The organism is Halomonas sp., assembly GCF_033549285.1.
Classification (GTDB): Bacteria; Pseudomonadota; Gammaproteobacteria; order Pseudomonadales; family Halomonadaceae; genus Halomonas.
Window position 1 is genome coordinate 12,325 of sequence record NZ_JAWSUJ010000001.1, and the last position, 24,965, is coordinate 37,289.

Annotated in this window: 20 protein-coding genes; 17 read left to right on the plus strand and 3 right to left on the minus strand. The window is 69.3% G+C overall.

The features are described from left to right. The coding region (locus SCI24_RS00070; protein ID WP_318723336.1) for a CoA-transferase at window positions 1-257 on the minus strand (257 nt) is incomplete at its 3' end. A gap of 5 nt (window positions 258-262) precedes the next feature. Further along, window positions 263-1,636, minus strand: a complete 1,374-nt coding sequence (locus SCI24_RS00075; RefSeq protein WP_318723337.1) for an aspartate aminotransferase family protein — start codon at window positions 1,634-1,636, stop codon at window positions 263-265. A gap of 107 nt (window positions 1,637-1,743) precedes the next feature. Between SCI24_RS00075 and SCI24_RS00080 the strand changes: the two genes are divergently transcribed. From SCI24_RS00080 to SCI24_RS00130, 11 genes are all read left to right on the plus strand, one after another. After that, a complete protein-coding gene (locus SCI24_RS00080; RefSeq protein WP_318723338.1) occupies window positions 1,744-2,655 on the plus strand; it encodes a LysR family transcriptional regulator in 912 nt (303 codons plus the stop codon). Between the two features lie 94 nt (window positions 2,656-2,749). Further along, entirely contained in the window at window positions 2,750-3,781 is a 1,032-nt protein-coding gene (locus SCI24_RS00085; RefSeq protein ID WP_318723339.1) for a histone deacetylase family protein, read from the plus strand. Between the two features lie 49 nt (window positions 3,782-3,830). Next, entirely contained in the window at window positions 3,831-4,802 is a 972-nt protein-coding gene (cysK, locus tag SCI24_RS00090; RefSeq protein WP_318723340.1) for a cysteine synthase A, read from the plus strand. Window positions 4,803-4,991: 189 nt separating this feature from the next. After that, the gene (locus SCI24_RS00095) at window positions 4,992-7,295 is read left to right on the plus strand and encodes a putative bifunctional diguanylate cyclase/phosphodiesterase (RefSeq protein WP_318723342.1); all 2,304 of its coding nucleotides are present in this window, start codon (window positions 4,992-4,994) and stop codon (window positions 7,293-7,295) included. A 97-nt stretch (window positions 7,296-7,392) separates the two neighbouring features. Next, window positions 7,393-9,009 (plus strand): DNA polymerase III subunit gamma/tau, encoded by a 1,617-nt coding sequence (dnaX, locus tag SCI24_RS00100; protein ID WP_318723343.1) that lies wholly within the window; start codon window positions 7,393-7,395, stop codon window positions 9,007-9,009. Window positions 9,010-9,017: 8 nt separating this feature from the next. Then, window positions 9,018-9,356, plus strand: a complete 339-nt coding sequence (locus SCI24_RS00105) for a DNA polymerase III subunit gamma/tau C-terminal domain-containing protein (RefSeq protein WP_318723443.1) — start codon at window positions 9,018-9,020, stop codon at window positions 9,354-9,356. 46 nt (window positions 9,357-9,402) lie between these two features. Beyond that, window positions 9,403-9,729 carry a YbaB/EbfC family nucleoid-associated protein gene (locus tag SCI24_RS00110; protein ID WP_318723344.1) on the plus strand — a complete coding sequence of 109 codons (327 nt, stop codon included), beginning with the start codon at window positions 9,403-9,405 and terminating at the stop codon, window positions 9,727-9,729. 22 nt (window positions 9,730-9,751) lie between these two features. Beyond that, complete coding sequence (recR, locus tag SCI24_RS00115; RefSeq protein ID WP_318723345.1) at window positions 9,752-10,357, plus strand: recombination mediator RecR; 606 nt, start codon at window positions 9,752-9,754, stop codon at window positions 10,355-10,357. Window positions 10,358-10,383: 26 nt separating this feature from the next. Further along, window positions 10,384-11,511, plus strand: coding sequence for a ribonuclease D (gene rnd, locus SCI24_RS00120; RefSeq protein ID WP_318723346.1), 1,128 nt, complete (start codon window positions 10,384-10,386; stop codon window positions 11,509-11,511). Next, window positions 11,508-11,819 (plus strand): YcgL domain-containing protein, encoded by a 312-nt coding sequence (locus SCI24_RS00125; protein WP_318723347.1) that lies wholly within the window; start codon window positions 11,508-11,510, stop codon window positions 11,817-11,819. The genes rnd and SCI24_RS00125 overlap by 4 nt, the downstream gene beginning before the upstream one ends. A gap of 112 nt (window positions 11,820-11,931) precedes the next feature. After that, window positions 11,932-12,381, plus strand: a complete 450-nt coding sequence (locus SCI24_RS00130) for a YcgN family cysteine cluster protein (RefSeq protein WP_318723348.1) — start codon at window positions 11,932-11,934, stop codon at window positions 12,379-12,381. Window positions 12,382-12,385: 4 nt separating this feature from the next. Here the strand turns inward: SCI24_RS00130 and SCI24_RS00135 are convergent, their stop codons facing one another. Beyond that, a complete protein-coding gene (locus SCI24_RS00135) occupies window positions 12,386-14,539 on the minus strand; it encodes a S9 family peptidase (RefSeq protein WP_318723349.1) in 2,154 nt (717 codons plus the stop codon). 71 nt (window positions 14,540-14,610) lie between these two features. Between SCI24_RS00135 and SCI24_RS00140 the strand changes: the two genes are divergently transcribed. From SCI24_RS00140 to SCI24_RS00165, 6 genes are all read left to right on the plus strand, one after another. Next, window positions 14,611-15,057, plus strand: coding sequence for a hypothetical protein (locus SCI24_RS00140; protein ID WP_318723350.1), 447 nt, complete (start codon window positions 14,611-14,613; stop codon window positions 15,055-15,057). A gap of 24 nt (window positions 15,058-15,081) precedes the next feature. After that, window positions 15,082-16,923, plus strand: coding sequence for a vWA domain-containing protein (locus SCI24_RS00145; RefSeq protein ID WP_318723351.1), 1,842 nt, complete (start codon window positions 15,082-15,084; stop codon window positions 16,921-16,923). After that, window positions 16,916-17,704, plus strand: coding sequence for a class II glutamine amidotransferase (locus SCI24_RS00150; protein WP_318723352.1), 789 nt, complete (start codon window positions 16,916-16,918; stop codon window positions 17,702-17,704). Before SCI24_RS00145 ends, SCI24_RS00150 begins: the two co-directional genes overlap by 8 nt. Before the next feature lie 101 nt (window positions 17,705-17,805). Next, a complete protein-coding gene (locus SCI24_RS00155; RefSeq protein WP_318723353.1) occupies window positions 17,806-19,482 on the plus strand; it encodes an AMP-binding protein in 1,677 nt (558 codons plus the stop codon). A 280-nt stretch (window positions 19,483-19,762) separates the two neighbouring features. Next, window positions 19,763-23,809, plus strand: coding sequence for an ATP-dependent RNA helicase HrpA (gene hrpA, locus SCI24_RS00160; protein ID WP_318723354.1), 4,047 nt, complete (start codon window positions 19,763-19,765; stop codon window positions 23,807-23,809). Further along, the gene (locus SCI24_RS00165; protein WP_318723355.1) at window positions 23,806-24,927 is read left to right on the plus strand and encodes a beta-ketoacyl-ACP synthase III; all 1,122 of its coding nucleotides are present in this window, start codon (window positions 23,806-23,808) and stop codon (window positions 24,925-24,927) included. Before hrpA ends, SCI24_RS00165 begins: the two co-directional genes overlap by 4 nt. Window positions 24,928-24,965: the final 38 nt, after the last annotated feature.

Consider the following 24,965-nt stretch of genomic DNA (forward strand, 5'->3'; position numbering starts at 1 on the left):
ATCCGGTTGAGGCCGATGTGCGAGGTGATCAGCCTGTCGACGCGGCCGGCGCGGATCAGCCGGCCGATGCCGATGCCGGGCTCGTTGGCGTCGTTCTTGATCAGCGTCAGGCGCGTCTGGCCCTGTGCCAGCAGCTCGTCGAGCAGCGCGAAGGGGGTGCCGGGCGAGCCGAAGCCGCCGACCATGATCGAGGCCCCGTCGGGGATCTCGGCGATGGCCGCCTCGAGCGTCGCGTGTTTCTGGTTGAGCAGTGTCATGGGTCTCAGCCTGTGATGCTGTGAGCGGGGGAGGCGCTGGCATCGTCGAGCAGCGGGGTCACCACCTCGCGGTCCAGCCGGTCCAGGGCGCGGCCGAGCCGCTCGAGCAGCTGCTCGACCTCGTGCTCGGTGATGGTGAAGGGCGGGCTGACCAGGAAGTGATCGCCGGCCAGGCCGTTCAGGGTGCGCCGGGGATAGATCAGCAGTCCCTCCTCCTTGGCCAGCGCCGTCACCCGGGCAAAGAGATTGGCCTCGGCGGGGAAGGGCGTCTTCGCCACCGGGTCCATGACCAGCTCCACGCCCCACAGCAGCCCCAGGCCGCGCACGTCACCGATCCAGGCGTGGCGTGCCTGGAGCGCCTCGAGGCCGCGCCTGAGCTGCTCGCCGCGGGCGCGCACGTTGTCGAGCAGCCCCTCGCGGCGAATCGCCTCAATGGCTGCCAGGCCCGTGGCGCAGGCCAGCGGGTTGCCGGCGTAGGTGTGGCCGTGCTGGAAGCCGCCAGCGGCCATCACCGTGTCGACGATCTCCTCGCGAGCCAGCAGCGCCCCCACCGGGTAGTAGCCGGCGCCCAGCCCCTTGGCGGTGATCAGCAGGTCCGGCATCACGCCCCACTGCTGGTAGGCGAACCAGGTGCCGGTGCGGCCGATGCCGCAGAGCACCTCGTCGAAGATCAGCAGGCAGCCGAACTCGTCACACAGTGCGCGCAGGCCCTCGAGGTAGGCTTGGTCGACCAGCCGCGCCCCGGTGCTGGCACCGCCGACGGGCTCGAGCACGATGGCGATGATGCTCTCGCCCGCGGCCGCCTCGATCGTCGCGCGGGTCTCGGCGAGCACGCGCTGGACATGGGCGTCGCGATCGCCGTCCCGTTGGCGATAGAAGTCCGGGCCGGGCACCTTCAGCGAGCCTGCGGTGATGTCGGCGAAGGGCGCCTCCAGGGGCTGGTAGCCGGTGACGCCCAGCGCGCCCAGGGTGCTGCCATGATAGGAGGGGCGCAGCGACACGAAGTGGCGACGGTGGGACTCGCCCCGGGCCACGAAGTACTGGCGCGCCAGCTTGAGGGCGGACTCCACCGCCTCGGAGCCGCTGGAGACGAAGAAAACCTTATCGAGCGTGCCCTCGGTCATCTCGACCAGTGCCTTGGCCAGCGCCACGGCCGGTGCGTTCTCGAACTGGGTGCGGTAGGTGAAGGCGACGCGGTCGAGCTGGGCCAGCATGGCATCGCGCAGGTCCTGCCGGCCATGGCCGAGGTTGCAGGAGATGGCACCGGAGCAGCCGTCGAGGTACTCCTTGCCGTGGGTGTCCCACAGGAAGACGCCATCGCCGTGGCTGACTTCCGGCATCGCGGGACCGGCCTGATAGAAGAGGGGGGAGGACGTCATCGTGTCGATCCGTTGGGGTGGTGTTGTTCGGATGGCTGTCAGTCTAGGTAGCTGCGACAAGCTATTTCAAGATATGATGTTTTTACTGTATTAAATGACTTTTAATCATGCCTGACGTCAACATCCATTCGCTCAAGGCGCTCGCCATCTTCAAGACGCTGTTCGAGGCGGGAAGCGCCTCACAGGCGGCGCGAACGCTGGGCATCACCCAGTCCGGGGTCAGTCGCTCGCTCTCCCAGCTCGAACAGAATCTCGGGCTCGAGCTGTTCCTGCGCGAGAAGAACCGCCTGGTTGCCACGCCCGAGGCGCGGGAGCTCTACGAGGAGATCCTGCGACTGATGGGCAATATCGATGAACTGCGCCACAGCGTGCTGGCGCTCAAGGAGTTCGGCACCTCGCGGCTGCGCATCGCGGCCATTCCGGGGTTGGCGTTCGGCTTCGTGCCGCGGCTGATCGCCGCGCTGCTCGAGGACAACCGCGGCTTCAGCATCAGCTTCGACATGATGTCGAGCCATGACGTGCTCAGGGAGGTGGAGTCCGGTCATGCCGATATCGGCTTCGTGACGCTGCCGGCCAGCTCTCGTATGCTGCGCGTCGAGGAGTGGCTGACCACCCAGGCTCGCTGCCTGATCCCCAAGGGGCATCCCCTGGAGTCCCGGACAACGGTGACCATCGGGGATCTCAAGGACGAGTATCTGGTGATCAGCAACCAGCCCAACGTCGGGGCCGACCCGCTGCTCAATTTGGCTACCACGCACGGCATCCATATCGCCGGTAAGACCGAGGCCAATATCGGGGCCATCACCGCGCTGGTGGCAAACGGCGTCGGCATCAGCGTGATGAACCCGATCACCGCCAGCGACCAGCTCTCTCCGCGGGACGGAGTGGTGATGCTGCCCTTTTCCCCCGAGATCGATTTCAGTTTCGGACTGGTCTATCGCGAGGACTGGAAGCATGTCCGGGCCCTGGAGTTCATCCGGTCCTGTGGCCGAGGCCTGCTGCGGGAATATCCCGGTTGACGGCCCACCGCACATTCCCTTCCGGGACTCCATGGCGGCTGCGGCAATGCCGCCACCCACCCACCCACCCACGCCACGAGGACTGAATTGCGCGATGCTGACCTTTCACAGCGAGACCACCAAGCTGCGCCGGGCGCGCACCGAACTGGATGGCGGCCAGCTGGTGACCCCCTACGAGTGTCCCGAACGCGTCGACCTGGTGCTGCAGCGGGTCCGGGAGAGCGGCCTCGGCGAGGTGCGTGAGCCGGCCGTCCACGGGCTGGAGCCCGTGCTGGCCGTGCACGACCGCGGGTATGTCGCGTTCCTCGAACACTGCTGGGCGGACTGGGTCGCCGCCGGTCGCAGGGGCGAAGCGATTGCCTGGATCTGGCCCACCCGGACCATGCCGGGACGGGTCATCCCCGACCACATCGACGGCCGGCTGGGCCACTATGCGCTGGGGGCCGACACCTCCATCTGCGAGGGCACCTTCGAGGCGGCCATGGCCAGCAAGGATATCGCGCTCTCCGCGGTGGACCACGTGCTGGCCACCGGCGAGCCGGCCTTCGGGCTGTGCCGTCCGCCGGGACACCATGCCGCCACCGACCAGTTCGGCGGCTACTGCTTCTTCAACAACGCCGCCATCGCTGCCCAGCGAGCCCTGGCTGCCGGCTGTACGCGAGTGGCGGTGCTGGACGTCGACTTCCACCACGGCAACGGCACCCAGCAGATCTTCTATGCACGCGACGACGTGCTCTTCCTCTCCCTGCACGGCGACCCGCGGCACTGCTTCCCCCACTTCCTGGGCCATGCCGATGAGGTCGGCGAGGGCGCAGGCGAGGGCTTCAACGTCAACTACCCCATGGCGCCGGGGACCGACTATGCCGCCTGGGTGAAGGGTCTGGAGGATGCCAAGCAGCGCATCCTCGAGGCCGGCTGCGAACTGCTGGTGGTCTCCCTGGGCGTGGATGCCTTCGAGCATGACCCCATCAGTGCCTTCCGGCTGGCCAGCGACGACTTCACCGACGTGGGACGTCGGCTGGGGCAGCTGGGCCTGCCCACCGTCTTCCTGCTCGAGGGCGGCTACGCCGTGGCGGAAATCGGCCTCAATGCGGTGAACGTGCTGAGCGGATTCGAGGGGGCCTGAGCCACTCCGGCCTACACTGATGCCATCCCATCCCGACGAGGAAGCCCCCATGTCACGCATCTACGAGGACAACTCCCGATCGATCGGCAACACCCCGCTGGTCAGGCTCAATCGGGTCAACGAGGGGGCGACCATCTTGGCCAAGATCGAGGGCCGCAATCCGGCCTGCTCGGTCAAGTGTCGCATCGGGGCGGCGATGATCTGGGATGCCGAGGCCCGTGGCGTGCTCACACCGGGCATGACGATCATCGAGCCCACCAGCGGCAACACCGGCATCGCCCTGGCCTTCGTGGCCGCCGCCCGCGGCTACCCGCTGGTGCTGACCATGCCGGCCTCCATGAGCCTGGAGCGGCGCAAGGTGCTCAAGGCCCTCGGCGCCGAGATCGTGCTCACCGAGCCGGCCAGCGGGATGCCCGGTGCGATCGCCCGGGCCAAGGAGCTCGCCGCCGCCGACCCCGGCCGCTACTTCCTGCCCCAGCAGTTCGAGAACCCCGCCAACCCCGGCATCCACGAGACCACCACGGGGCCCGAGATATGGGACGACACCGACGGCCAGGTGGATATCTTCGTGGCCGGCGTGGGGACCGGTGGCACCCTGACCGGTGTGGCCCGCTACCTCAAGCAGGGCCAGGGCAAGGCGGTCATCACCGTGGCGGTAGAGCCCAGCGACTCGCCGGTGATCACCCAGGCAATGAACGGCGAGGCGCCGACGCCGATGCCCCACAAGATCCAGGGCATCGGTGCCGGCTTCGTGCCGGCCAACCTCGACCTGTCGCTGGTCGACCGGGTCGAGACGGTCACCAACGAGGCGGCGATGGCCATGGCGCATCGGCTGATGCAGGAGGAGGGCATCCTGTGCGGCATTTCCTGCGGGGCCGCCGTGGTGGCCGCGGTGCGCCTCGGCCGCCTGCCTGAGTTTCAGGGCCGGAACATCGTCGTCATCCTGCCCGACAGCGCCGAACGCTATCTCTCCTCGGCGCTCTTCGAGGGGCGCTTCGGCGAGCAGGAGAGCGTGCAGTAGCGAGTTAGCCGCCCTGGCAGCCGGCGGGCTTGGCGTTTAACCAGCGTGAGGCCACACTAGGGTCCGAAGCGGCCAGGAAAGAAGCATGCACGACGATCCAGGGTATGACGAAGCCGTTCGGGCGAGCCACGATGCCGAGATCCCGCTGGTCCGGTTTGCAGTTGGCGTGCTCCCGGGTGACAAGCGGTGATGAGGCGATCGCAGCGGCGCATCGTGTTGCTGGCCATGCTCGGCATCCTGGTCACCGGGGCCCTGGTGGGCCTCGCCACGGCCTGGCCGCTGTTCCAGGCTCATCGCCAGGCGCTTGAGAACAATACCCTGGTCAGCGCCTCGGCCCAGGCGGAATCCCTGGAACACCTTCTGGCGCGCTATCGGGACCTGGCCAGGCAGTTCACCAGCCGCACGGAGATCCGCCGCCGGCTGGCGCGCTATGCCGAGCAGGCCCTGGATCGCCAGTCGCTGGTTGCCTTCACCACGCCGCGGCTGGTGGATGCCATGCTGCAGTCCCCCGACCTGGTGGGGCTGGTGCGGCTCGGCCCGGCGGGCCAGCCGCTGGTGACGCTCGGGCGCACGCCCTGGCCGTCGCCGAGCCCCGAGGTGGTGGAGGTCACCGGGCCAGGCACCCTTCGGCTGGTCAGGCAGGACGATGAACTGCTGCTGGAAGTGGCGGCGCCGATCATCTCCATGGACAGCGAGCGCATCGGCACTGACGTGCTCTATTTCGACCCGGCTGCCGTGACGGCGATGCTCGAGGACACCACGCGCTTTGGTGGCGACTCCCGGCAGTGGTTGCTGGGTCCGCCCGGCGAGACCCTGCTGGCGCATGGCGAGGAGGGGGCATTGACGCTGGCCGACGCGGCGCCCCTGGTGCCCGGCCGGGTCCGCGAGGCCCTGGAGGAGGGGCGCGCCGGACTGGTCCGCGAGGGCGGCTGGCGGGGTGGCCGGGTGCTGGTGCACGTGCCCCTGGCCTCTCGCGGCTGGGGGCTGCTGGTGCAGATTCCCGTACGGGCGTTCTACGGTTCTGTCTACCACGAGCTGCTCTGGCCCGCCATTCTGGTGCTGGTGCTGATGGCCCTGGGCGCCTTCGCCACGGCACGCACCATCAGCCCGCTGCTGTCGCGCATCACCGATCAGGCCGGACGGCTGCGCATCTCGGCCAACTATGACCCGCTGACCGGCCTGCCCAACCGGGCGCATCTCAACCAGCGTCTCGACGGGGCGCTGGCGAGGGCCGATGAGGCCCAGGGGCAGCTGGCGGTGCTGTTTCTCGACCTGGACCACTTCAAGGACATCAACGACAGCCTGGGCCATCCGCTGGGGGATCGCCTGCTCCAGGCGGTGGGCCAGCGACTGAGACGGGTGGTACGCGACGAGGATGCCCTGGGGCGGCTGGGGGGAGACGAGTTCCTGCTGGTGATGGAGCACCTGCACGAGCCTGCCGATGCCGGCCGGGTGGCACAGAAGCTGATCGATGCCCTGGTGCAGCCCTTCGATATCGAAGAGCACGAGATCTTCATCGGGGCCTCCATCGGCATCAGCCTCTACCCCCGCGACGGGCGCAATGCCGAGGAACTGATCCAGCATGCCGATACCGCGATGTACGGCGCCAAGGCCCTCAAGCGCAACACCTGGCAGTTCTTCACCCCGGAGCTGGGCGAGGCGAGCCGCGAGCGCTTCGCCATGGATACCGGGCTGCGTCGCGCCCTGGAGCGTGACGAGCTGGTGCTGCACTTCCAGCCCCAGGCGAGGGTGGCAGGCGACCAGGTATTCGGGGCCGAGGCCCTGGTGCGCTGGACGACCCCCGAGGGCCAGCTGGTCGGCCCCGGGCGCTTCATCGCCCTGGCCGAGGAGGCCGGTCTGATCCATGCGATCGGTCGCTGGGTGCTGCACGAGGCCTGCCGTCAGGCGCGGCAGTGGGAGCTGAGGGGGCTGCCGCTGCGGGTCTCGGTCAACCTCTCGGGACTGCAGGTGGTGCAGGGCGACATCGTGGGTGACGTGCGTGCCGCGCTGCACGAGAGCGGGCTCTCGCCCTCGCGACTGGAGCTCGAGATCACCGAGGGCTTCGTGATCGGCCATGCCGACGAGGGGCTCGAGCGGCTTCACGGCCTGCGCCAGCTGGGCGTCGAGCTGGCCGTGGACGATTTCGGTACCGGCTACTCCTCGCTCTCCTACCTCAAGCGCCTGCCGGTACAGTGCCTGAAGATCGACCAGTCCTTCGTCGCCGACGTGCCGGGTGACCCCGATGACGAGACGATCGTCGCCGCCATCCTGTCGATCGCCGAGCGCCTGGGGCTGGACGTGATTGCCGAGGGAGTGGAGACCGCCGAGCAGCTGGCCTTCCTGGAGGCCCTGGGCTGCCCCGCCTATCAGGGCGACTACCTCAGTCCGCCACTCACCGCCGAACAGTTCGAGCACCGCTGGGGCGGCGGGGGGTGGTTCGCGATGCCTGAGGCGGGCGCTGCTTCCCGCGGAGCGCCCCGGTCGCTAGAATGACCGTTTCCAGTCGGGCATCGGGCCCGGTCATTGCAGGCCCCGGCGTCCGTCACCCCACAGCTGCTGTTCGCTTTACACCGCAAGGATCCCGCGCTGCATGAGCTATCAGGTTCTGGCCCGCAAGTGGCGACCGCGTACCTTCCATGAACTGGTCGGCCAGGAGCATGTCCAGCGTGCGCTGGTCAATGCCCTGGACCAGGGGCGGCTGCACCATGCCTACCTGTTCACCGGGACCCGGGGGGTGGGCAAGACCACCCTGGCGCGGATCCTGGCCAAGTGCCTGAATTGCACTGCCAACGGCCAGGGCGACGCGGGCGTGACCTCGACACCCTGCGGCGAGTGCGACAGCTGCCGCTCCATCGACGAGGGGCGCTTCGTCGACCTGATCGAGGTCGACGCCGCCTCGCGCACCAAGGTGGAGGATACCCGCGAGCTGCTCGACAACGTCCAGTACGCGCCGACCCAGGGGCGCTACAAGGTGTACCTCATCGACGAGGTGCACATGCTCTCCACCAGCAGCTTCAATGCCCTGCTGAAGACCCTGGAGGAGCCGCCGCCCCATGTGAAGTTCCTGCTGGCGACCACCGACCCGCAGAAGCTTCCCCCCACGGTGCTGTCGCGCTGCCTGCAGTTCACCCTCAAGCACATGCCGCCCGAGCGCATCGTCGGCCACCTGGCCAAGGTGCTCGAGGTCGAGGGAGTGCCCTTCGAGGAGAGTGCCCTGTGGCTGCTGGGCAAGGCCGCCGAGGGCTCCATGCGCGATGCCATGAGCCTTACCGACCAGGCGATCGCCTTCGGCCAGGGTGAGGTTCACCATGCCGACGTGGCGGCGATGCTCGGAACCCTCGACCATCGCCATGTGCTGGCGCTGGTCGAGGCCCTGGCGGCGGTGGATGCTCCCCGGCTGCTCGCCGAGGTGGCTGCCCTGGCCGAGCAGGGCCCGGACTTCGCCGCGGTGCTGGACGACATCACCGGGGTGCTCCACCGCCTGGCCATCGCCCAGATGGTGCCCGATGCCGTGGACAACGGCCATGGCGACCGCGAGGCGCTGCTCCAGCTTGCCGCGCGCTTCACCGCCGAGGACATTCAGCTCTACTATCAGATCGGCATCCAGGGGCGTGGCGACATGGAGCATGCCCCGGACCTGCGCACCGCCCTGGAGATGACCCTGCTGCGCATGCTGGCCTTCCGCCCCCAGGGCGTGCCGCGTCCCGCGCAGACGCCGCTGCCGATGCGTGGCCAGGGCGAGCCCAGTGGCGCGGGGCCGGCGGACGCACCATCCCCGCAGGAGGGGCAGGCCCCCGAGAAGCCCCCGACACCCCGGCCGAGCCCGCCAACGAGCCGCCGGCGGCCAGCCCGCCTCCGGACATCCCCCCGCCGGCGCCGACCGCCGAGGCCGTGTCGGCCGAGTCGACGGACGATCCGCCTCCCCCCTGGGTCGAGCGGGAAGAGGAGGTCGCAGCGGCCTCGGCACCCGCAGCGCCAGATAGCGGGCCCGAGCCAGGCACGGCAGCGCCCTCCGCGTCGCATGACCTCGCGGCGACGGAGCGTCCGGCACAGCAAGCCGCGGCGGCACCGGCGACCGCCGAGGCGCCGGCGTCCGCCGAGGCGCCGGCGTCCGACACCCAGGCGGCCCCCGCGCCCGTTGCGGAAGGGCACTTCGGCCATGCCGACTGGCTGGCCTGCTTCGACTCGCTGGGGCTGGGCGGGCTGACCCGCAACCTGGCCGCCCACTGCGTGGTCGAGGCCGACGACGGCGAGCAGCTCACGCTGCGTCTCGACCCCTCCCAGGAGGCGATGCAGGCCGAGGTCCACGTGACGCGCATTCGCGAGGCGCTGGCGGCGATCGGGGTCGAGCGTCGCCTGGCTCTGACGCCGGGCGCGCTGCCGCCTGAGGTCGAGACCCCCAGGCAGCAGGCCGACCGCCTGGCCGCCCAGCGGCATGCCGAGGCGATTGAAGCCTTGAGCCGTGACCCCCATGTACAGAAACTGCAGCAGGCCTTCGGTGCGCGGCTGATCGAATCCACGGTCAAGCCCGCCGATGCCGAGGCTCGCGGTTGAACCGCGGCGCTGCCACCGGACACACCAACGACGAGAGGAATCCGCCATGATGAAGGGTGGAATGGGCAACCTGATGAAGCAGGCCCAGGAGATGCAGGAGAAGATGCAGCGCGTCCAGGAGGAGGTCGCCAAGGCCGAGGTCCAGGGCGAGGCCGGGGCCGGCATGGTCAAGGTGACCATGAACGGACGCCATGACGTGAGCAAGGTCGACATCGACCAGAGCGTCATGGAAGAGGACAAGGAGCTGCTCGAGGACCTGCTGGCCGCGGCGGTGAACGATGCGGTGCGCAAGGTGGAGGCCAGCTCCAAGGCCAAGATGGAGGAGGCCACGGCCGGCCTCAACCTGCCGCCGGGCTTCAAGATGCCCTTCTGAGCGACGCCGAGATGGACCGCCGATGAGCTTTTCCCCGCTGGTCGAGAGACTGATGGAGTCGCTGCGCGTGCTGCCGGGCGTCGGGCCCAAGACGGCCCAGCGCATGGCCATGCACCTGCTCGAGCGCGACCGCGACGGCGGCCGGCGCCTGGTGGAGTCACTGGGCGTGGCGCTGGAGGAGGTCGGCTACTGTCGACGCTGCCGGACCCTCACCGAAGAAGACGTCTGTGGCATCTGCATGAGCGCGCGACGCGACGATGACGTGCTCTGCGTGGTGGAATCCCCCGCCGACCAGCTCGCCATCGAGGAGGCGGGCGGTTACCGCGGCCGCTACTTCGTGCTGCATGGCCACCTCTCGCCGCTGGACGGCATCGGCCCCGAGGACATCGGCCTCGACCAGCTCGAGGCACGCGTCGCCGAGGGCGGCGTGGAGGAGGTGGTGCTCGCCACCAACCCCACCGTGGAGGGTGAGGCGACCGCCCACTACATCGCCGCCCAGCTCTCGCCCCTGGGCGTGAGGCTCTCGCGGCTGGCCTATGGTGTGCCCATGGGCGGTGAGCTCGAGTACGTCGACGGTGGCACCCTGAGCCGCGCCTTCAATGGTCGCCTGCCCTTCCGGGGTGAGTGATCCCCCTTTCCCTGCCGGAATCCTGCATGCCACTGACTCCCGAGATTCGCTGGATCGATACCCCCGAGGCCCTGGATGCCGCCTGCGCCGAGGTGGCCTCGGCCGACGTCATCGCCCTGGACACCGAGTTCTTCCGCGAGAGCACCTTCCATCCGGTGCCGGCGCTGATCCAGTTCACCGCGGGCGGCCCCGCCTTCCTGGTGGATCCCCTGGAGGTGGCCTGTACCGAGGCCTTCCGGCGCCTGCTCTCGTCGGGCCCCCTCAAGCTGCTGCATGCCTCCAGCGAGGACCTCGAGGTCTTCGCCCACTGGGCCGGTGTGCCGGTCGCGCCGCTGGTGGATACCCAGATCGCCCAGTCGCTGCTCGGCGAGGTGCCCTCCATGGGCTACCAGAAGCTGGTGGAGTATTGGGTCGGCGAGACCCTGCCCAAGGACGAGACCCGCTCCGACTGGCTCAAGCGCCCGCTCAGCGAGACCCAGCGGCTCTATGCCGCCCTCGACGTCGTCTACCTGCTGCAGGTGTGGCAGCACCAGCGCGAGGCGCTGGAGCGGCAGGGGCGACGGGCCTGGGTCGAGGCGGACTGTGCCGACCTGGTGGCCCAGTCGGCCCGCAGCGACGCCGCCGATGGCCAGTGGTACCTGCGCCATCGCCAACTGTGGCGGCTTTCGCCGCGTCAGGTGGAGGCCTACCGACGCCTGACGCGCTGGCGCGAGGGGGAGGCCCGGCGTCGCGATGTGCCTCGGGGCTGGCTGGTGCCCGACCGGCTGCTCTACGCCATCGCCGAACAGCTGCCGGAGAACCGCCATGAGCTGGCCCGGGTCGAGGGTCTCAAGCCGCCCCTGGTCAAGCGCGAGGGCGACGATCTTCTTGGGCTGGTACGTGAGGCCTTGAACGTCGACGAGCGTGAGCTGCCGCCGGCCCCGCTCTCGCCCATGGCCCCCGAGTTCAAGCAGCGCCTCAAGGCACTCAAGAAGGTGGTGAATGCCGAGGCGGAGACGCTCGGCGTGGCCCCCGAGGTGCTGCTGAAGCGGCGTGACCTGGAGGCCCTGGTGGGCGCCGACCTCACGGGCCAGCCGCTGCCGCTGCCGGGCGGCTGGCGTGGCGACCGACTGAATGCGGGCCTGGCGGCGGCCCTGGAGGAGGTATCTCGATGAGCGATGACCGCATGCGGGGTGACAAGCTGCTGTGCGAGGTGTTCAAGAGCTCGCGCAAGGAACAGATGTATCTCTACGTGGACAAGCGCCAGGGCCTCGTGGAAGTCCCCGAGGCGCTGCTCGAGCAGTTCGGCAAGCCGCTGCCGGCCATGACCCTGATCCTCACCCCCGAGAAATCGCTGGGGCGAGCCAGGGCCACGGACGTCATGGCCGCCATCCGCGACAAGGGCTACTACCTGCAGATGCCGCCGGCCAAGGAGGATTACCTGCTGGACCTTCATCGCACCCCCACCGAGGCTCGCGACTAGTTTATCGCGCCCGACGCCGCGCGACATTCGCTTTTATCGCGCCCGGAGGCCCCGCGAGACTCGCGGGTTCGTACTCGACACCGAGCCGCGCCCCAGTCGCGCAGGAGAGATCATGAGAGACCGGTTCTGGGAGCGCTTCGACCTGGAGGAGCTCACCGACGAGGAGTGGGAGGCGCTCTGCGACGGCTGCGGCCAGTGCTGCCTGCTCAAGTTCCAGGACGAGGCGTCCGGCGACCTGGCGGTGCTCAACCTCGCCTGCGAACTGCTGGATATCCACAGCTGTCAGTGCAGCGACTACGCCCATCGCTTCGCGAGGGTGCCCGACTGCACGCAACTGACCGCCGAGCGCATCGACGATTTCCGCTGGCTGCCAAGGTCCTGCGCCTATCGGCGGGTGGCGGAAGGACGCAAGCTCGCCGCCTGGCACCCCCTGATCGCCGGCGGGCCGGAGCGCATGCACCGCAAGGGCATCAGCGTTCGCAGCTTCGCCGTCTCGCAGCGCGAGGTTCCCGAGGAAGAGCTCGAGGAGCACATCATCGCCATCCTGCCCATCGATGGCTGAGTGCTCAGCCCTCTCGGTGCTCGAGCCCTAGTGCCCAGAGGATGAAGGCATCCTGGCGGGCGTTGTCGTGCCAGGCCTTGAAGCGGCCCGAGGCCCCACCGTGGCCGGCCGCCATGTCGGTCCGCAGCATGATGGGGCGGCGATCCGCGGGGCGGCCTTCCGCGGTTCGGTCGGCGTTCGACGCACGGTCCTCACCGGCCGGGTCGTGGCCCAGCTCCTTGAGGCGAGCATAGAGCTTGGCCGGTTCCCAGTAGGGCACCCGGGTGTCGTGCCAGCTGCCCTGCAGGAACACCGCCGGCCAGGGTTGTGCCGAGAGGTTGTCCAGCGGTGAGTAGTTGCCGATGCGGCGTCGTGCCTCGGGCTCGCGGGGGTCGCCCCATTCGGTGTACTCCGCGGTGGTCAATGGCAGGTCGGGGTTCTCCATGGTGCGCAGCACGTCGACGAAGGGCACGTCGAGGACCGCGGCACAGAAGGCCTCCGGGGCGAGGTTGAGGCTGGCGCTGACCAGCAGCCCTCCGGCACTGGCGCCGTAGGCCGCAATGCGCTCGCCGTCGCTGAAGCCCTTCTCGACCAGGGCGTCGCGGGCGGCGAGGAAATCGTGGAAGCTGTTGGCCTTGTGCTCGAGCTTGCCGGCCAGGTACCAGGGCTCGCCGCGGTCGCCACCGCCGCGCACATGCGCCACGGCAAAGGCCGCGCCGCGTGCCAGCAGCTCGAGCCGGGCAACCGAGAACCAGGGATCGAGCACCTCGCCATAGGCGCCGTAGCCGTAGAGCAGGGTGGGCAACGGGTGGCCGGCAAGGTCCGCGCGCATCACCACCGAGACGGGGACCCGCTCGCCGTCGTGGGAGGTCGCCCAGAGCCGCTCGCAGACCAGCTGCTCGGGCGCGAGGTCGCCATGGATGGGTTGCTGCTTGAGGAGGCGCCGCTGGCCGCTGTCGAGGTCATGCTCGAGCCAGGTCACCGGCAGGGTGAAGGATTCCTCCCGCAGGCGCAGGCGCCGGCTATCGAAGTGGGGCGCGTTGCCCAGCGCCAGGCTGCAGGGCAGCTCCGGCAGCGGCAGCCGCTCGTCGCGGGTGATGGCGTGGTCGGCACCCAGCTCGAGGATGCGCAGGTGCACCTGGGCCTCGTGGTGGTCGCGCTCGGTGACCACCAGCCCCCAGTCGAAGGCATCGACGCCCTCCAGGGTGTCATCGTCGCGATGGGCGATCAGCGGCTGCCAGGCGCTGGCGGGGTCGGCCTCGCCCAGCCGTTGCTCGGCCAGCACGTCCAGCCGGAAGTGGGTGGCCTCGCGGTTGTGCAGCACATAGAAGTGCCCCGGGCGATGGTCCAGGGCGTACTCCACCCCGCTTTCCCGGCGGCGGAAGCAGCGGGGCGGACTGGCCGGCGCCCGCGCGGGAATCAGGTGGCTCTCGCTGGTGTCCTTGGAGGCGCTCTCCAGGATCAGCCACTCGCGGGATCGGGTCTTGCCGAGGCCCAGCCAGAATTCCGGGTCCTCCTCGCGCAGCACCAGTGCCGGCTCACCGGCCCTGCCGGCCGCCAGGGGCAGGCGCCAGATGCTCTCGGGGCGCTGGGTGGCGTCATAGCGGGTGAACAGCAGGGTGGCGTTGTCCTCGGCCCAGCCGATCTCGGGGCCGACCTCCTCGAGCAGCACCCTGGGCTCACCGTCGGGCAGCTGCTTGAGGTAGAGGGTGTAGGTCTCGTCGCCGCGGGTGTCCTCGCTCCAGGCCAGCCAGTCCTCGTCCGGGGAGAGGGCCATGTCGCCGACCTCGAGGAAGTCGTGCTCGCTGGCCCGGGCCTGCAGGTCGAGGAAGCACTCCGCGGCATCGGGGTCGCCATTGGGGTGGCGCCACCAGACCGGGTAGTCGGCGTCCACCGCCGTCTCGCTCCACACCGTGTAGTGGTCCAGCGGCGTTCTCAGCCCGTGCACGGCCAGTTCGCGGCGGGCCAGGTGGCCGTGGTAGAGGCGCTCGACCAGGTCGTCGAGGGGGGCGAACCAGCGGCGAGATTCCCCGTTGGCCGCCTCCAGGAAGTCGGTGACCGCTGGATCATCGCGGTTCTCCAGCCAGTGCCACGCCGGGTCGTCGGCGCGGCGGAAGCGGGTGACGGGGTCGTCGGCAGGCGTCTCGGTGGCCTGGTCACGTGGCGGCTGTGCTTTCATTGCGCGAGATGTACCATACTCAGTGTATTTTCAAGAAGGTGCGTCGTGGACGCACAGGTCGCGAGGGCGTGATGCTGATTTCGGATTCGATATCCCTACTATGGCTGGTCTATGTCGTGTTGTCGCTGGTGGTGCTACTGACCGGTTACCTGGGGCTGGCCTTTCTGCCGCGGTTGCCGCGTCTGGTGATCACCTGGCTGGTGGCCGGCGTGATGTGGACGCCGGCCCATTTCCGCCTGCCGCTGCTGGAGGAGGGCGAGTTCTACTCCGGCTTCGCCCCGGCGGTGGTGGTGGCGGCCGTGGCCTTCCTCGAGCGCAATGGCGCGGCCTTCATGCCGGCCGCCATGCTGGCCGCGGTGGGGGCCGGGCTGGGTCTGGTGGTGGGGCTGCTGCTGTGGTGGCGTGGCCGCCATCGCGACACCCTCGACGACGATGACTACGTGGACATGGATGACGAGGCGCCCGCCGGCCGCCGCCGGGGTGGCCGAGGCGAGCGCCAGGAGCCGATGATCGGCTAAGGAGCCCCAATGGGCGGGTATGGCATGGAAAGGCCCTTCGGCCGGCTGGCCTGGATACTGGCCATCGGCTGTGCCCTGTGGCTGTGGGCGAACCTGGCGCCGGCACAGGTCGGCGGGGAGGAGCGGCCGGACGTCCGGGTGGTGGTCGATGTCTCCGGCAGCATGAAGGAGAACGATCCCGACCGCCTGGCGCTCAGTGCCCTGGACATGCTGGTGGCGCTATTACCCAACGGCGCCACGGCGGGCGTCTGGACCTTCGGTGAGACGGTCGACAACCCCCTGCCGCTGGGCGAGGTGGATGCGGCCTGGCGCGAGCGGGCCCTGGCCCTGCCGCCGGCCCTGCAGGAGTACCAGCAATACACCGATATCGAGGTGGCGCTTCGCGAAGCGGCAAGCGCCGAGGCCAACGGCTGGCGCCACCTGGTGCTGCTCACCGATGGCATGATCGACCTGTCACCGGCACGAGGGGCCAAGCCCGAGGTCGACGATGCCTCGCGTCGTCGGCTGGTGGATGAACTCGCCGCCGAACTGGCCGACCAGGGCGTCACCATCCATGCCATCGCCTTCTCCGACCAGGCCGACCTGGCCCTGGTGGAGCGTCTGGCCCAGTCCACCGGCGGGCTGGCGGCACTCGCGGAGAATCCCGAGAGCCTGCTGGGCGCCTTCCTCGATATCGTCGAGCGTATCTTCCCCGCCGACCAGGTGCCGCTGGAGGAGGGGCGTTTCGTCATCGACGAGGGTGTGGAAACCTTCTCGGCGCTGCTCTTCCACGAGCCCGACGACGCCCCCCTGACCCTGGTCGCGCCGGACGGCACCCGCTACCGGGCCGACGAGGCGCCGGACGACATCCGCTGGCAGGTGGAGCCACGCTTCGACCTGATCCGGGTGCCCGATCCCCAGGTCGGCGAGTGGCGCCTGGAAGGATCGGTAGGCGAGGGCAGTCGCATCAACGTTGCCTCCCTGCTCCACCTGCGGATCGCCGATCTGCCGACCACCCTCTACCTGGGCTTCGAGGTGCCGGTGGAGGCCTGGGTGGAGCGAGATGGTGACCCCCTCGGCGATGAGGTCGAGACACTCACCCTCTCGGTCTCGCTGCAGGACGCCGAGGGCGAGGCACAGTCCCGGGTCACCTTGCAGGCCGAGGCGGGACGCTTCCACGGCCGCCTGCCGGCGCCGGCCCTGACCGGCAACGCGCGGCTGGTGTTCCGGGCCGAGGGGGAGGCATTCCATCGCCAGCGGGTGCAGGCGGTGAACGTGCTGCCGGCCATCGGGGCGGTGCACCGCCCCGAGGAGGATCGGGTGGTGCTGGCCGCCGAGCATCCCCGGCTGAATCGCGACAATACCGAGATCCATGGCGAGCTGCAGGGGGAGCGTCTCGAGGCTCGGGCTGTCGGGGCGGCGCGCTGGCACCTCGAGCTGCCCGAGCTCGACGAGGAGCTGAGTCAGCCGCTGCTGCTCACCGCCACCCTCGAGCTGGATGGCGAGACCCGCGAGCTGGCTCTGCCGCGGCTGATGCTCAATCCCGAAGGCCGGGTCGGCATCGACCTGGCGGACGTGGCCGGGCCGACCCTCGGCACCGAGCGCGTCGAGGACGGGGAGCGCAGCGACACCTCATTGCCGCCCCCCGAGACCTCGGCCGAACGCGCTGCCGACCGCTTCGTCGACTGGGTCAATCGCCTGCCCGAGGCGGCGCGTGAGCTGTGGCAGTCGGGCGTGCCGGGCCTGCAGCGGCTCTGGGAGGCACACCGCCGCGACCCGCGCCTGTGGGGCGCCGTGGCGCTGGTGGTGCTCGTGTGGCTGGTGGTCAGCCTGATCCGGCGTCGCCGTACGCGACGCCCCATGCGCCGGGAGGAACCCCATGTGTGAGCTGCTTGGCATGAGCGCCAACGTGCCTACCGACATCTGCTTCAGCTTCACCGGCTTCCTGCACCGTGGCGGGGGGACCGGGCCTCACCGCGACGGCTGGGGCATCGCCTTCTATGAGGAGGGTGGCTACCGGGACTTCCGGGATCCGCACCCCTCGGTGCATTCCCCCATCGCCCGGCTGATCTGCGATTACCCCATCAAGTCGAACATCGTCATCAGCCATATCCGCCAGGCCAATGTCGGCCAGGTGCGGCTGGCCAACACCCACCCCTTCGTCCGCGAGATGTGGGGACGCCCCTGGTGCTACGCCCACAATGGCCAGCTGGCCGACTGGCAGGCCCTGCCGCACTCCTTCTACCGTCCGGTGGGAAGCACCGACAGCGAGCATGCCTTCTGCTGGCTGCTCGGCGAGCTGCGCAGCGCCTTTCCCGACCCGCCGGTGGACGACGCCGGGCGCCACGCCCTCTGGGGGACCCTCCACGGGCTCTGTGAACGGCTGCGGGGCCTGGGAGTCTTCAACCTGCTGCTGGCCGATGGCGACTACCTCTACACCTACTGTTCCACCAAGCTGGCGCACATCACGCGGCGGGCGCCCTTCGGCCGGGCAAGCCTCTCGGATGCCGAGCTGACGGTCAACTTCGCCGAGCACACCACGTCCGACGACGTGGTCTCGGTGATTGCCACCGAGCCGCTCACCGACAACGAGGAGTGGGTGCGCATGGTGCCCGGCGAGCTGCTGGTCTGGCAGGGTGGCGTGATCCAGGCACGGTTTAAAACGTAAGTTTCAATCGCGTGTTTTACAGCCGCGAAACCGCTGGTATAAGGTAGGCGCACAGAACAACAAGCCGGCTGATGACATCAGCCGCAGCATGGAGATTGCCCATGAGCGAGAACGACAAGCCCGCCATCCTGACCGGACAGCCCCTGGAGGGACTCGACGCCTACGCCTCGGTGATGGATGTCTTCCACTCCTCCGTGGCGCGCTTCGCCGACAAGCCGGCGTTCAGCTGCATGGGACGAGTGCTGACCTATGCCGAACTCGACCGCCTCTCCGGCGATTTCGCCGCCTGGCTGCAGCAGGAGACCACGCTGCAACCGGGGGATCGCATCGCCATCCAGCTGCCCAACGTGCTGCAGTTCCCGGTGGCGGTCTTCGGTGCCCTGCGGGCGGGGCTGGTGGTGGTCAACACCAACCCGCTCTATACCCAGCGGGAGATGGCCCACCAGTTCAAGGATTCCGGGGTCCGGGCCATCGTCATCCTGGCCAACATGGCCGACAAGCTCGAACGGATCCTCGAGCGCACCGATATCCAGCATGTGGTGGTGACGCAGCTCGGGGATCTGCATGGCTTCCCCAAGCGCCAGCTGATCAATGCCGTGGTCAAGCACGTCAAGAGGATGGTGCCGGCCTACTCGCTGCCCGGTGCCACGCCGTTGCGCCAGGCCCTCCGGGCAGGTGCCGGGCGTCGCCACCAGGAGGTGACGTGCGGCCCCGACGATATCGCCGCGCTGCAGTACACCGGCGGCACCACGGGGCTTGCCAAGGGCGCCATGCTCACCCATCGCAATCTGGTGGCCAACATGCTCCAGGCCCGCCAGGCCATCGGCCCCGCGCTGACCGACGGCGCCGAGACCATCATCGCGCCGCTGCCCGTCTACCATATCTACACCTTCACGGTGAACTGCCTGTTCATGATGGAGACCGGCAACCACTCGGTGCTGATCACCAATCCTCGTGACCTGGACACTTTCGTCAAGACCCTCAAGGGCATCTCCTTCACCGGCTTCATCGGGCTCAACACCCTCTTCAATGCCCTGTGCAATCGCGAGGACTTCCGCCGTCTCGACTTCTCCCGGTTGCACCTGACCATCTCCGGCGGGATGGCCCTGACCCGGGCGGCCGCGCAGCGCTGGGAGGAGGTCACCGGCTGTCCGGTGGCCGAGGGCTATGGCCTGACCGAGACCTCGCCCATCGTCAGCTTCAATCCCGTGGATGCCATCCAGCTCGGCACCATCGGCAAGCCGGTGGCGGGAACCGAGGTGAAGGTGGTGGATGCCGATGGCCGGGATGCGCCCCTCGACGCCGCCGGGGAACTCTGCGTCAGGGGGCCCCAGGTGATGAAGGGCTACTGGAGCCGGGACGATGAGACCGCCCGGGTGATCGACGACCAGGGCTGGTTCCATACCGGCGACATTGCCGTGCTCCAGGCGGATGGCTACATCCGCATCGTCGATCGCAAGAAGGACATGATCCTCGTCTCCGGCTTCAACGTGTATCCCAACGAGATCGAGGACGTGGTGGCCGCCCACCCGGGTGTGATCGAGTCCGCGGCCGTGGGGGTACCCGACGAGACCAGCGGCGAGGCGATCAAGCTGTTCGTCGTCGCCCGGGACGAGACCCTGGATGCCGAGACCCTGCGGACCTGGTGCAAGAAGGACCTCTCCGGCTACAAGGTGCCGAAGCATGTGGAGTTCCGTGACGAGCTGCCCAAGACGAATGTGGGAAAGGTACTGCGTCGCCAGTTACGCGACGAGGAGCGCGATAAGGCGGATGGGTGAGCCGGCAGCCCGAGCTGCCCAAGACGCTGTCATGTTCAGGAAGGTACTGCGTCGCCAGTTACGCGACGAGGAGCGCGATAAGGCGGAGGGGTGACCCGGCAGGCTGGGCTGCCCAGCACGCCGTCACGGCAATCAGCGGCAAGGCGATAGCCTTCCTCTTGCCGCCCGATAGCCACGCTTGATGGTGCCGATTAGGCGCCGCCGCGGCCTCGGCGTTACAATGCACGGCCCGCTCCGGATGTCCCGGGCGGGCCGTTTTTTTGATGACCGTGACCCGGAGATGACCGTCGAGACCGTGACCACCGAGACCCGCCAGGATACCGCCACGAACACCCGGGATGCCGCCGAGCTCGACGCCCTGAGCCGCGAGCTCGATGATGCCCTGCGGCGCGACGTCCCGACCCTGGACAAGCGCCTGCGCGGCCTGCGCCGGCGGCTCCGGGAGGGCAAGCCCGTGGACCGGGGCCTCGCCGAGGTCCGGCGTTCGCTCGAGCGGTCGCGGCAGCTAGTGGAACGTCGCCGGGCGCGGCCGGTGGCCCTCGAGTACCCGCCATCGCTGCCGGTGGCGGAACGTCGGGAAGACATCCTCGCGGCCCTGCGCGACCACCAGGTGGTGGTGGTGGCCGGCGAGACCGGCTCGGGCAAGACCACCCAGCTGCCCAAGCTCTGCCTGGAGCTGGGCCTGGGGCGCCGCGGGCTGATCGGCCACACCCAGCCCCGGCGCCTGGCGGCACGCTCGGTGGCCAGTCGCCTCGCCGAGGAGCTCAAGGTGCCGCTGGGCGAGCAGGTGGGCTACCAGGTGCGCTTCACCGACCAGAGCAGCGACGACACCCTGGTCAAGCTGATGACCGACGGCATCCTGCTCGCCGAGACCCGCCACGACCCGGATCTCATGCGCTACGAGGCAATCATCATCGACGAGGCCCACGAGCGCAGCCTCAACATCGACTTCCTGCTCGGCTACCTAAAGCGCCTCACCGCGCGGCGTCCCGGCCTCAAGGTGATCATCACCTCGGCAACCATCGACGTGACCCGCTTCGCCGAGCACTTCGGGCGCCAGGATGCACAGGGGGAGCTTCAGCCGGCGCCGGTGGTGGAGGTCTCCGGGCGCACCTATCCGGTGGAGGTGCGCTACCGGCCGCTGGTGCGCGATGAGGACGACGAGGAGGATCGTACCCTTCAGGAGGGGATCCTCCACGCCGTGGAGGAGATCGAGCAGGTCGAGCGGGAGAAGCGCTGGTTCCATGGGCCGCGTGACATCCTGGTGTTTCTGCCCGGCGAGCGCGAGATCCGCGAGACCGCCGACACCCTGCGCCGCGCCGACCTCAAGGGCACCGAGATCCTGCCGCTCTACGCGCGGCTCTCCAATGCCGAGCAGAACCGCGTCTTCGCCCCCCACGCGGGGCGGCGCATCGTGCTCTCCACCAACGTGGCGGAGACCTCGCTCACGGTGCCGGGCATCCGTTACGTCATCGACCCGGGCCTGGTGCGCCTCAGCCGCTACAGCTACAAGGCCAAGATCCAGCGCCTGCCGGTGGAGCCGGTCAGCCAGGCCAGCGCCAACCAGCGCAAGGGGCGCTGCGGGCGCGTCGCCGAGGGCGTCTGCATCCGCCTCTACGACGAGGAGGACTTCCTCGCCCGGCCCGAGTTCACCGACCCCGAGATCCGCCGTACCAACCTCGCCTCGGTGATCCTCTCGATGCTGTCGCTGAAGCTCGGTGACATCGAGGCGTTTCCCTTCGTCGATCCGCCGGACTCGCGCTTCGTCACCGATGGCTTCCGGCTGCTCTTCGAACTGGGCGCAGTGGACGCCGGCAACCGCCTGACCCCGCTGGGGCGCAAGCTGGCGAGGTTGCCCATCGACCCGCGCCTGGCGCGCATGGTGCTGGCCGGCGCCGAGCAGGGCGGGCTGCGCGAGGTGCTGATCGTGGTCGCCGGCCTGGCGGTGCAGGATCCCCGCGACCGGCCGGCCGACAAGCGCCAGGCCGCCGACCAGGCCCACCGTCGCTGGCAGGACCCGGATTCCGACTTCGTGGCCCTGCTCAACCTCTGGAACGGCTTCGAGGCCGCCCGGGAGGAGCTCTCCGGCAACCGGCTGCGGCGCTGGTGCAAGGAGCACTACCTCAACTACCTGCGCCTGCGCGAGTGGCACGACACCTTCCGCCAGCTTCGCCAGCTGCTGCGCGACATGGAGATCGAGGTGCCGCCGCCGGCCCCGCGGCCCGCCACCGATGAACCGGACATGGACGACAAGGCCCGCCGCGAAGCCCGTCGAGAGAGTGGCGTGGCCCTGCACCAGGCCCTGCTCACCGGGCTGCTCTCGCACCTGGGACTGCTCACGGAGAATCGCGAGTACCTGGGGGCACGCAACCGCAAGTTCCTGATCCACCCGGGGTCGGGGCTTGCCAAGAAGTCCCCCAAGTGGGTGATGGCCTTCGAGCTGGTCGAGACCAGCAGGCTCTTCGCCCGCACCGTGGCGAGGATCGAGCCCCAGTGGATCGAGCCGCTGGCCGGCCACCTGGTGAAGCGCTCCCATGCCGAGCCGCACTGGGAGATGAAGCGTGCCCAGGTGGTCGCCACCGAGCAGGTCACCCTCTTCGGCCTGCCGATCGTCACCGGACGCAAGGTCCACTATGGTCCCATTGCCCCGCAGGAGTCCCGGGAGCTCTTTATCCGCCGGGCGCTGGTGGAGGGCGAGTTCAGGACCCGGGGTGACTTCTTCGCCCATAACCGGGCGCTGGTGGAGGAGGTCGAGGACCTGGAGGATCGGGCCCGCAGGCGCGATATCCTGGTCGACGAGGAGACCCTGTTCGCCTTCTACGACGAGCGCATCCCCGCGGAGATCGTCAACGGCAAGGGCTTCGAGGCCTGGCGCCGCAAGGCGGAGCGCGACAATCCCGACATCCTCAAGTTCGACCGCGCGGCCCTGCTGGCGCGGGAGGCCGGGGAAGTCACCGAGGCCGACTACCCCGACGAGCTGGTGCTCGGGGGCGTGCGCTATCCGCTCTCCTACCATTTCGAGCCCGGGGCCGCGGACGATGGTGTGACGCTGACCGTGCCGGCCGCCATGCTGCCCCAGCTGCCCCAGGCGCGGCTCGAGTGGCTGGTCCCGGGCCTGCTGCGCGAGAAGTGCATCGCGCTGATGAAGTCGCTGCCCAAGGCGGTGCGTCGCCAGGTGGTGCCGATTCCTGACTGGGTCGACGCCGCCCTCGAGGCCATGACGCCGGACGATGTGCCGCTCACCGAGGCGCTGGGCGAGTTCCTGCGCCGCAAGACCGGGGTGCGACTGCATCCCGACGACTGGCGCCTCGACCAGCTGGAGCCGCACCTTGTGATGAACCTGCGGGTGGTGGACCACCAGGGCCGGACCCTGGGACAGGGCAGAGATGCTCGCGAGCTGGAGCGACGCTTCGAGGCCGCTGCGGGGGAGGGCGCCCGGGCCCTGGCCGAGCAGGCGAGCAGCGAAGGCGAGCTCGAGGCCCTCCCCGAGACGCCCCTGCCCGAGTCCCGTGTCACCACCCAGGCCGGTATCCGGGTGGAGGCCTACCCGGCCCTGGTGCCCGCCAAGGAGGCCTTCCGGGTCGAGCTCTTCGACCATCCCGACAAGGCCCGCGAGGCCCATCGCCGGGGCGTGGTCAGGGCAGCCATGGAGCGCCTGCCCGATCAGGTGCGGGCCATCGAGCGCCTGAAGGGACTGGAGACCTGTACGCTGCTGTTCGCCAAGGTCGGCAGCAAGCGACAGCTCATCGATGATGTGGTGGCCGGGGTGTTCCGCCAGGTGGTGGCCAGCGACCCGCTGCCGCGGTCGCAGGGCGAGCTGGAACGGCGCCTCGAGGCGACGCGCGATGCTCTGCTGCCCCGGGCGGAGGCCCTGGTGGCCACCCTGGAGCAGGCGCTCAAGGGGCACCTCGCCGTGACCAGGGCGCTCAAGGGGCAGCTGAACCTGGCCCTGGCGCTGGTCTACAGTGACCTCAAGGCCCAGATGCAGCGGCTGGTGCATCCCGGTTTCGTCAGCGAGGCGGGGGAGTGGCTCGAGGAGTACCCCCGCTACATGGAAGCGGCGCTGATCCGCCTGGAGAAGGCGCCGCGGGAGCGCATGCGCGACCAGATGCACATGCAGGAGGTCCAGGACTTCGAGGCCCGCCTGGCCGCCCGTCGCGACAGCGAGCGCCGTGGCGGGGTGGAGGACCCGGCACTGGTGGAGTTCGGCTGGTGGATCGAGGAGCTGCGGGTCTCGCTCTTCGCCCAGCAGCTGGGCACGCGGTTCCCGGTTTCCACCAAGCGCCTCGAGAAGCGCTGGGCAGAACTCACAGGGAGAAAAGCATGAGCCAAGTGGTGATCACCGGGACGGGACTCTTTACCCCGCCGCACGCCATCGACAACGCGGCCCTGGTGGCCTCGTTCAACGCCTGGGTGGACGCCGAGAACGCGCGCCATGCCGCTGCCATCGCCGCCGGCGAGCGGGAGCCGCTGCCGCACTCCAGCACCGAGTTCATCGTCAAGGCCTCGGGCATCCACAGCCGCTACGTGCTCGATGCCGAGGGCATCCTCGACCCCGCGCGGATGCGTCCCCGGCTGCGGGAACGCGCCAACGACGAGCCCTCGATCCAGTGCGAGATGGGCCTGGCCGCGGCGCGCGAGGCCCTCGACGCGGCGGGCGTCGATGCCGCGGATATCGAGCTGGTCATCGTCGGCTGCTCCAACCTGGAGCGGCCCTACCCGGCCGTCGCGGTGGAACTCCAGGAGGCCCTCGGCGCGGGCGGCTACGCCTTCGACATGAACGTCGCCTGCAGCTCGGCGACCTTCGCCATCGAGACCGCCGCCAACGCCATCCGCGCGGGCAGCGTCAAGCGTGCCCTGGTGGTCAACCCCGAGATCTGCTCGGCGCACCTCAACTTCCGGGACCGCGACAGCCACTTCATCTTCGGTGATGCCTGCACCGCCATCGTGCTGGAGAGCGACGCGGTGGCCACGGCCGAGGAGCGCTTCGAGATCCTCGGCACCCGCCTGGTGACGCGCTTCTCCAACGCCATCCGCAACAACGCCGGCTTCCTCAACCGGGTCACCGACAGCGACCCGCAGGCCGTCGACAAGCTCTTCGTCCAGGAGGGGCGGCGGGTGTTCAAGGAGGTCTGCCCGCTGGTGGCGGCGCTGATCACCGACCACCTGGCGAGCCTCGAGCTCGCCGGCGGCGACCTGTCGCGGCTCTGGCTGCACCAGGCCAACCGCCACATGAACGACCTGATCGCCCGGCGCGTGCTGGGCCACGACCCAAGCCCCGAACAGGCGCCGATCATCCTCGATCGCTACGCCAACACCAGCTCGGCGGGCTCGATCATCGCCTTCCACCTGCACCGGAGTGACCTGCCGGCCGGCGCGTTCGGGGTGGTCTGTTCCTTCGGCGCGGGATACAGTGCCGGCAGCGTGGTGGTGCGTCGCCAATGAGCGTCATGACAAGGAATCGCTGGGAGGCGAGCAAGCCG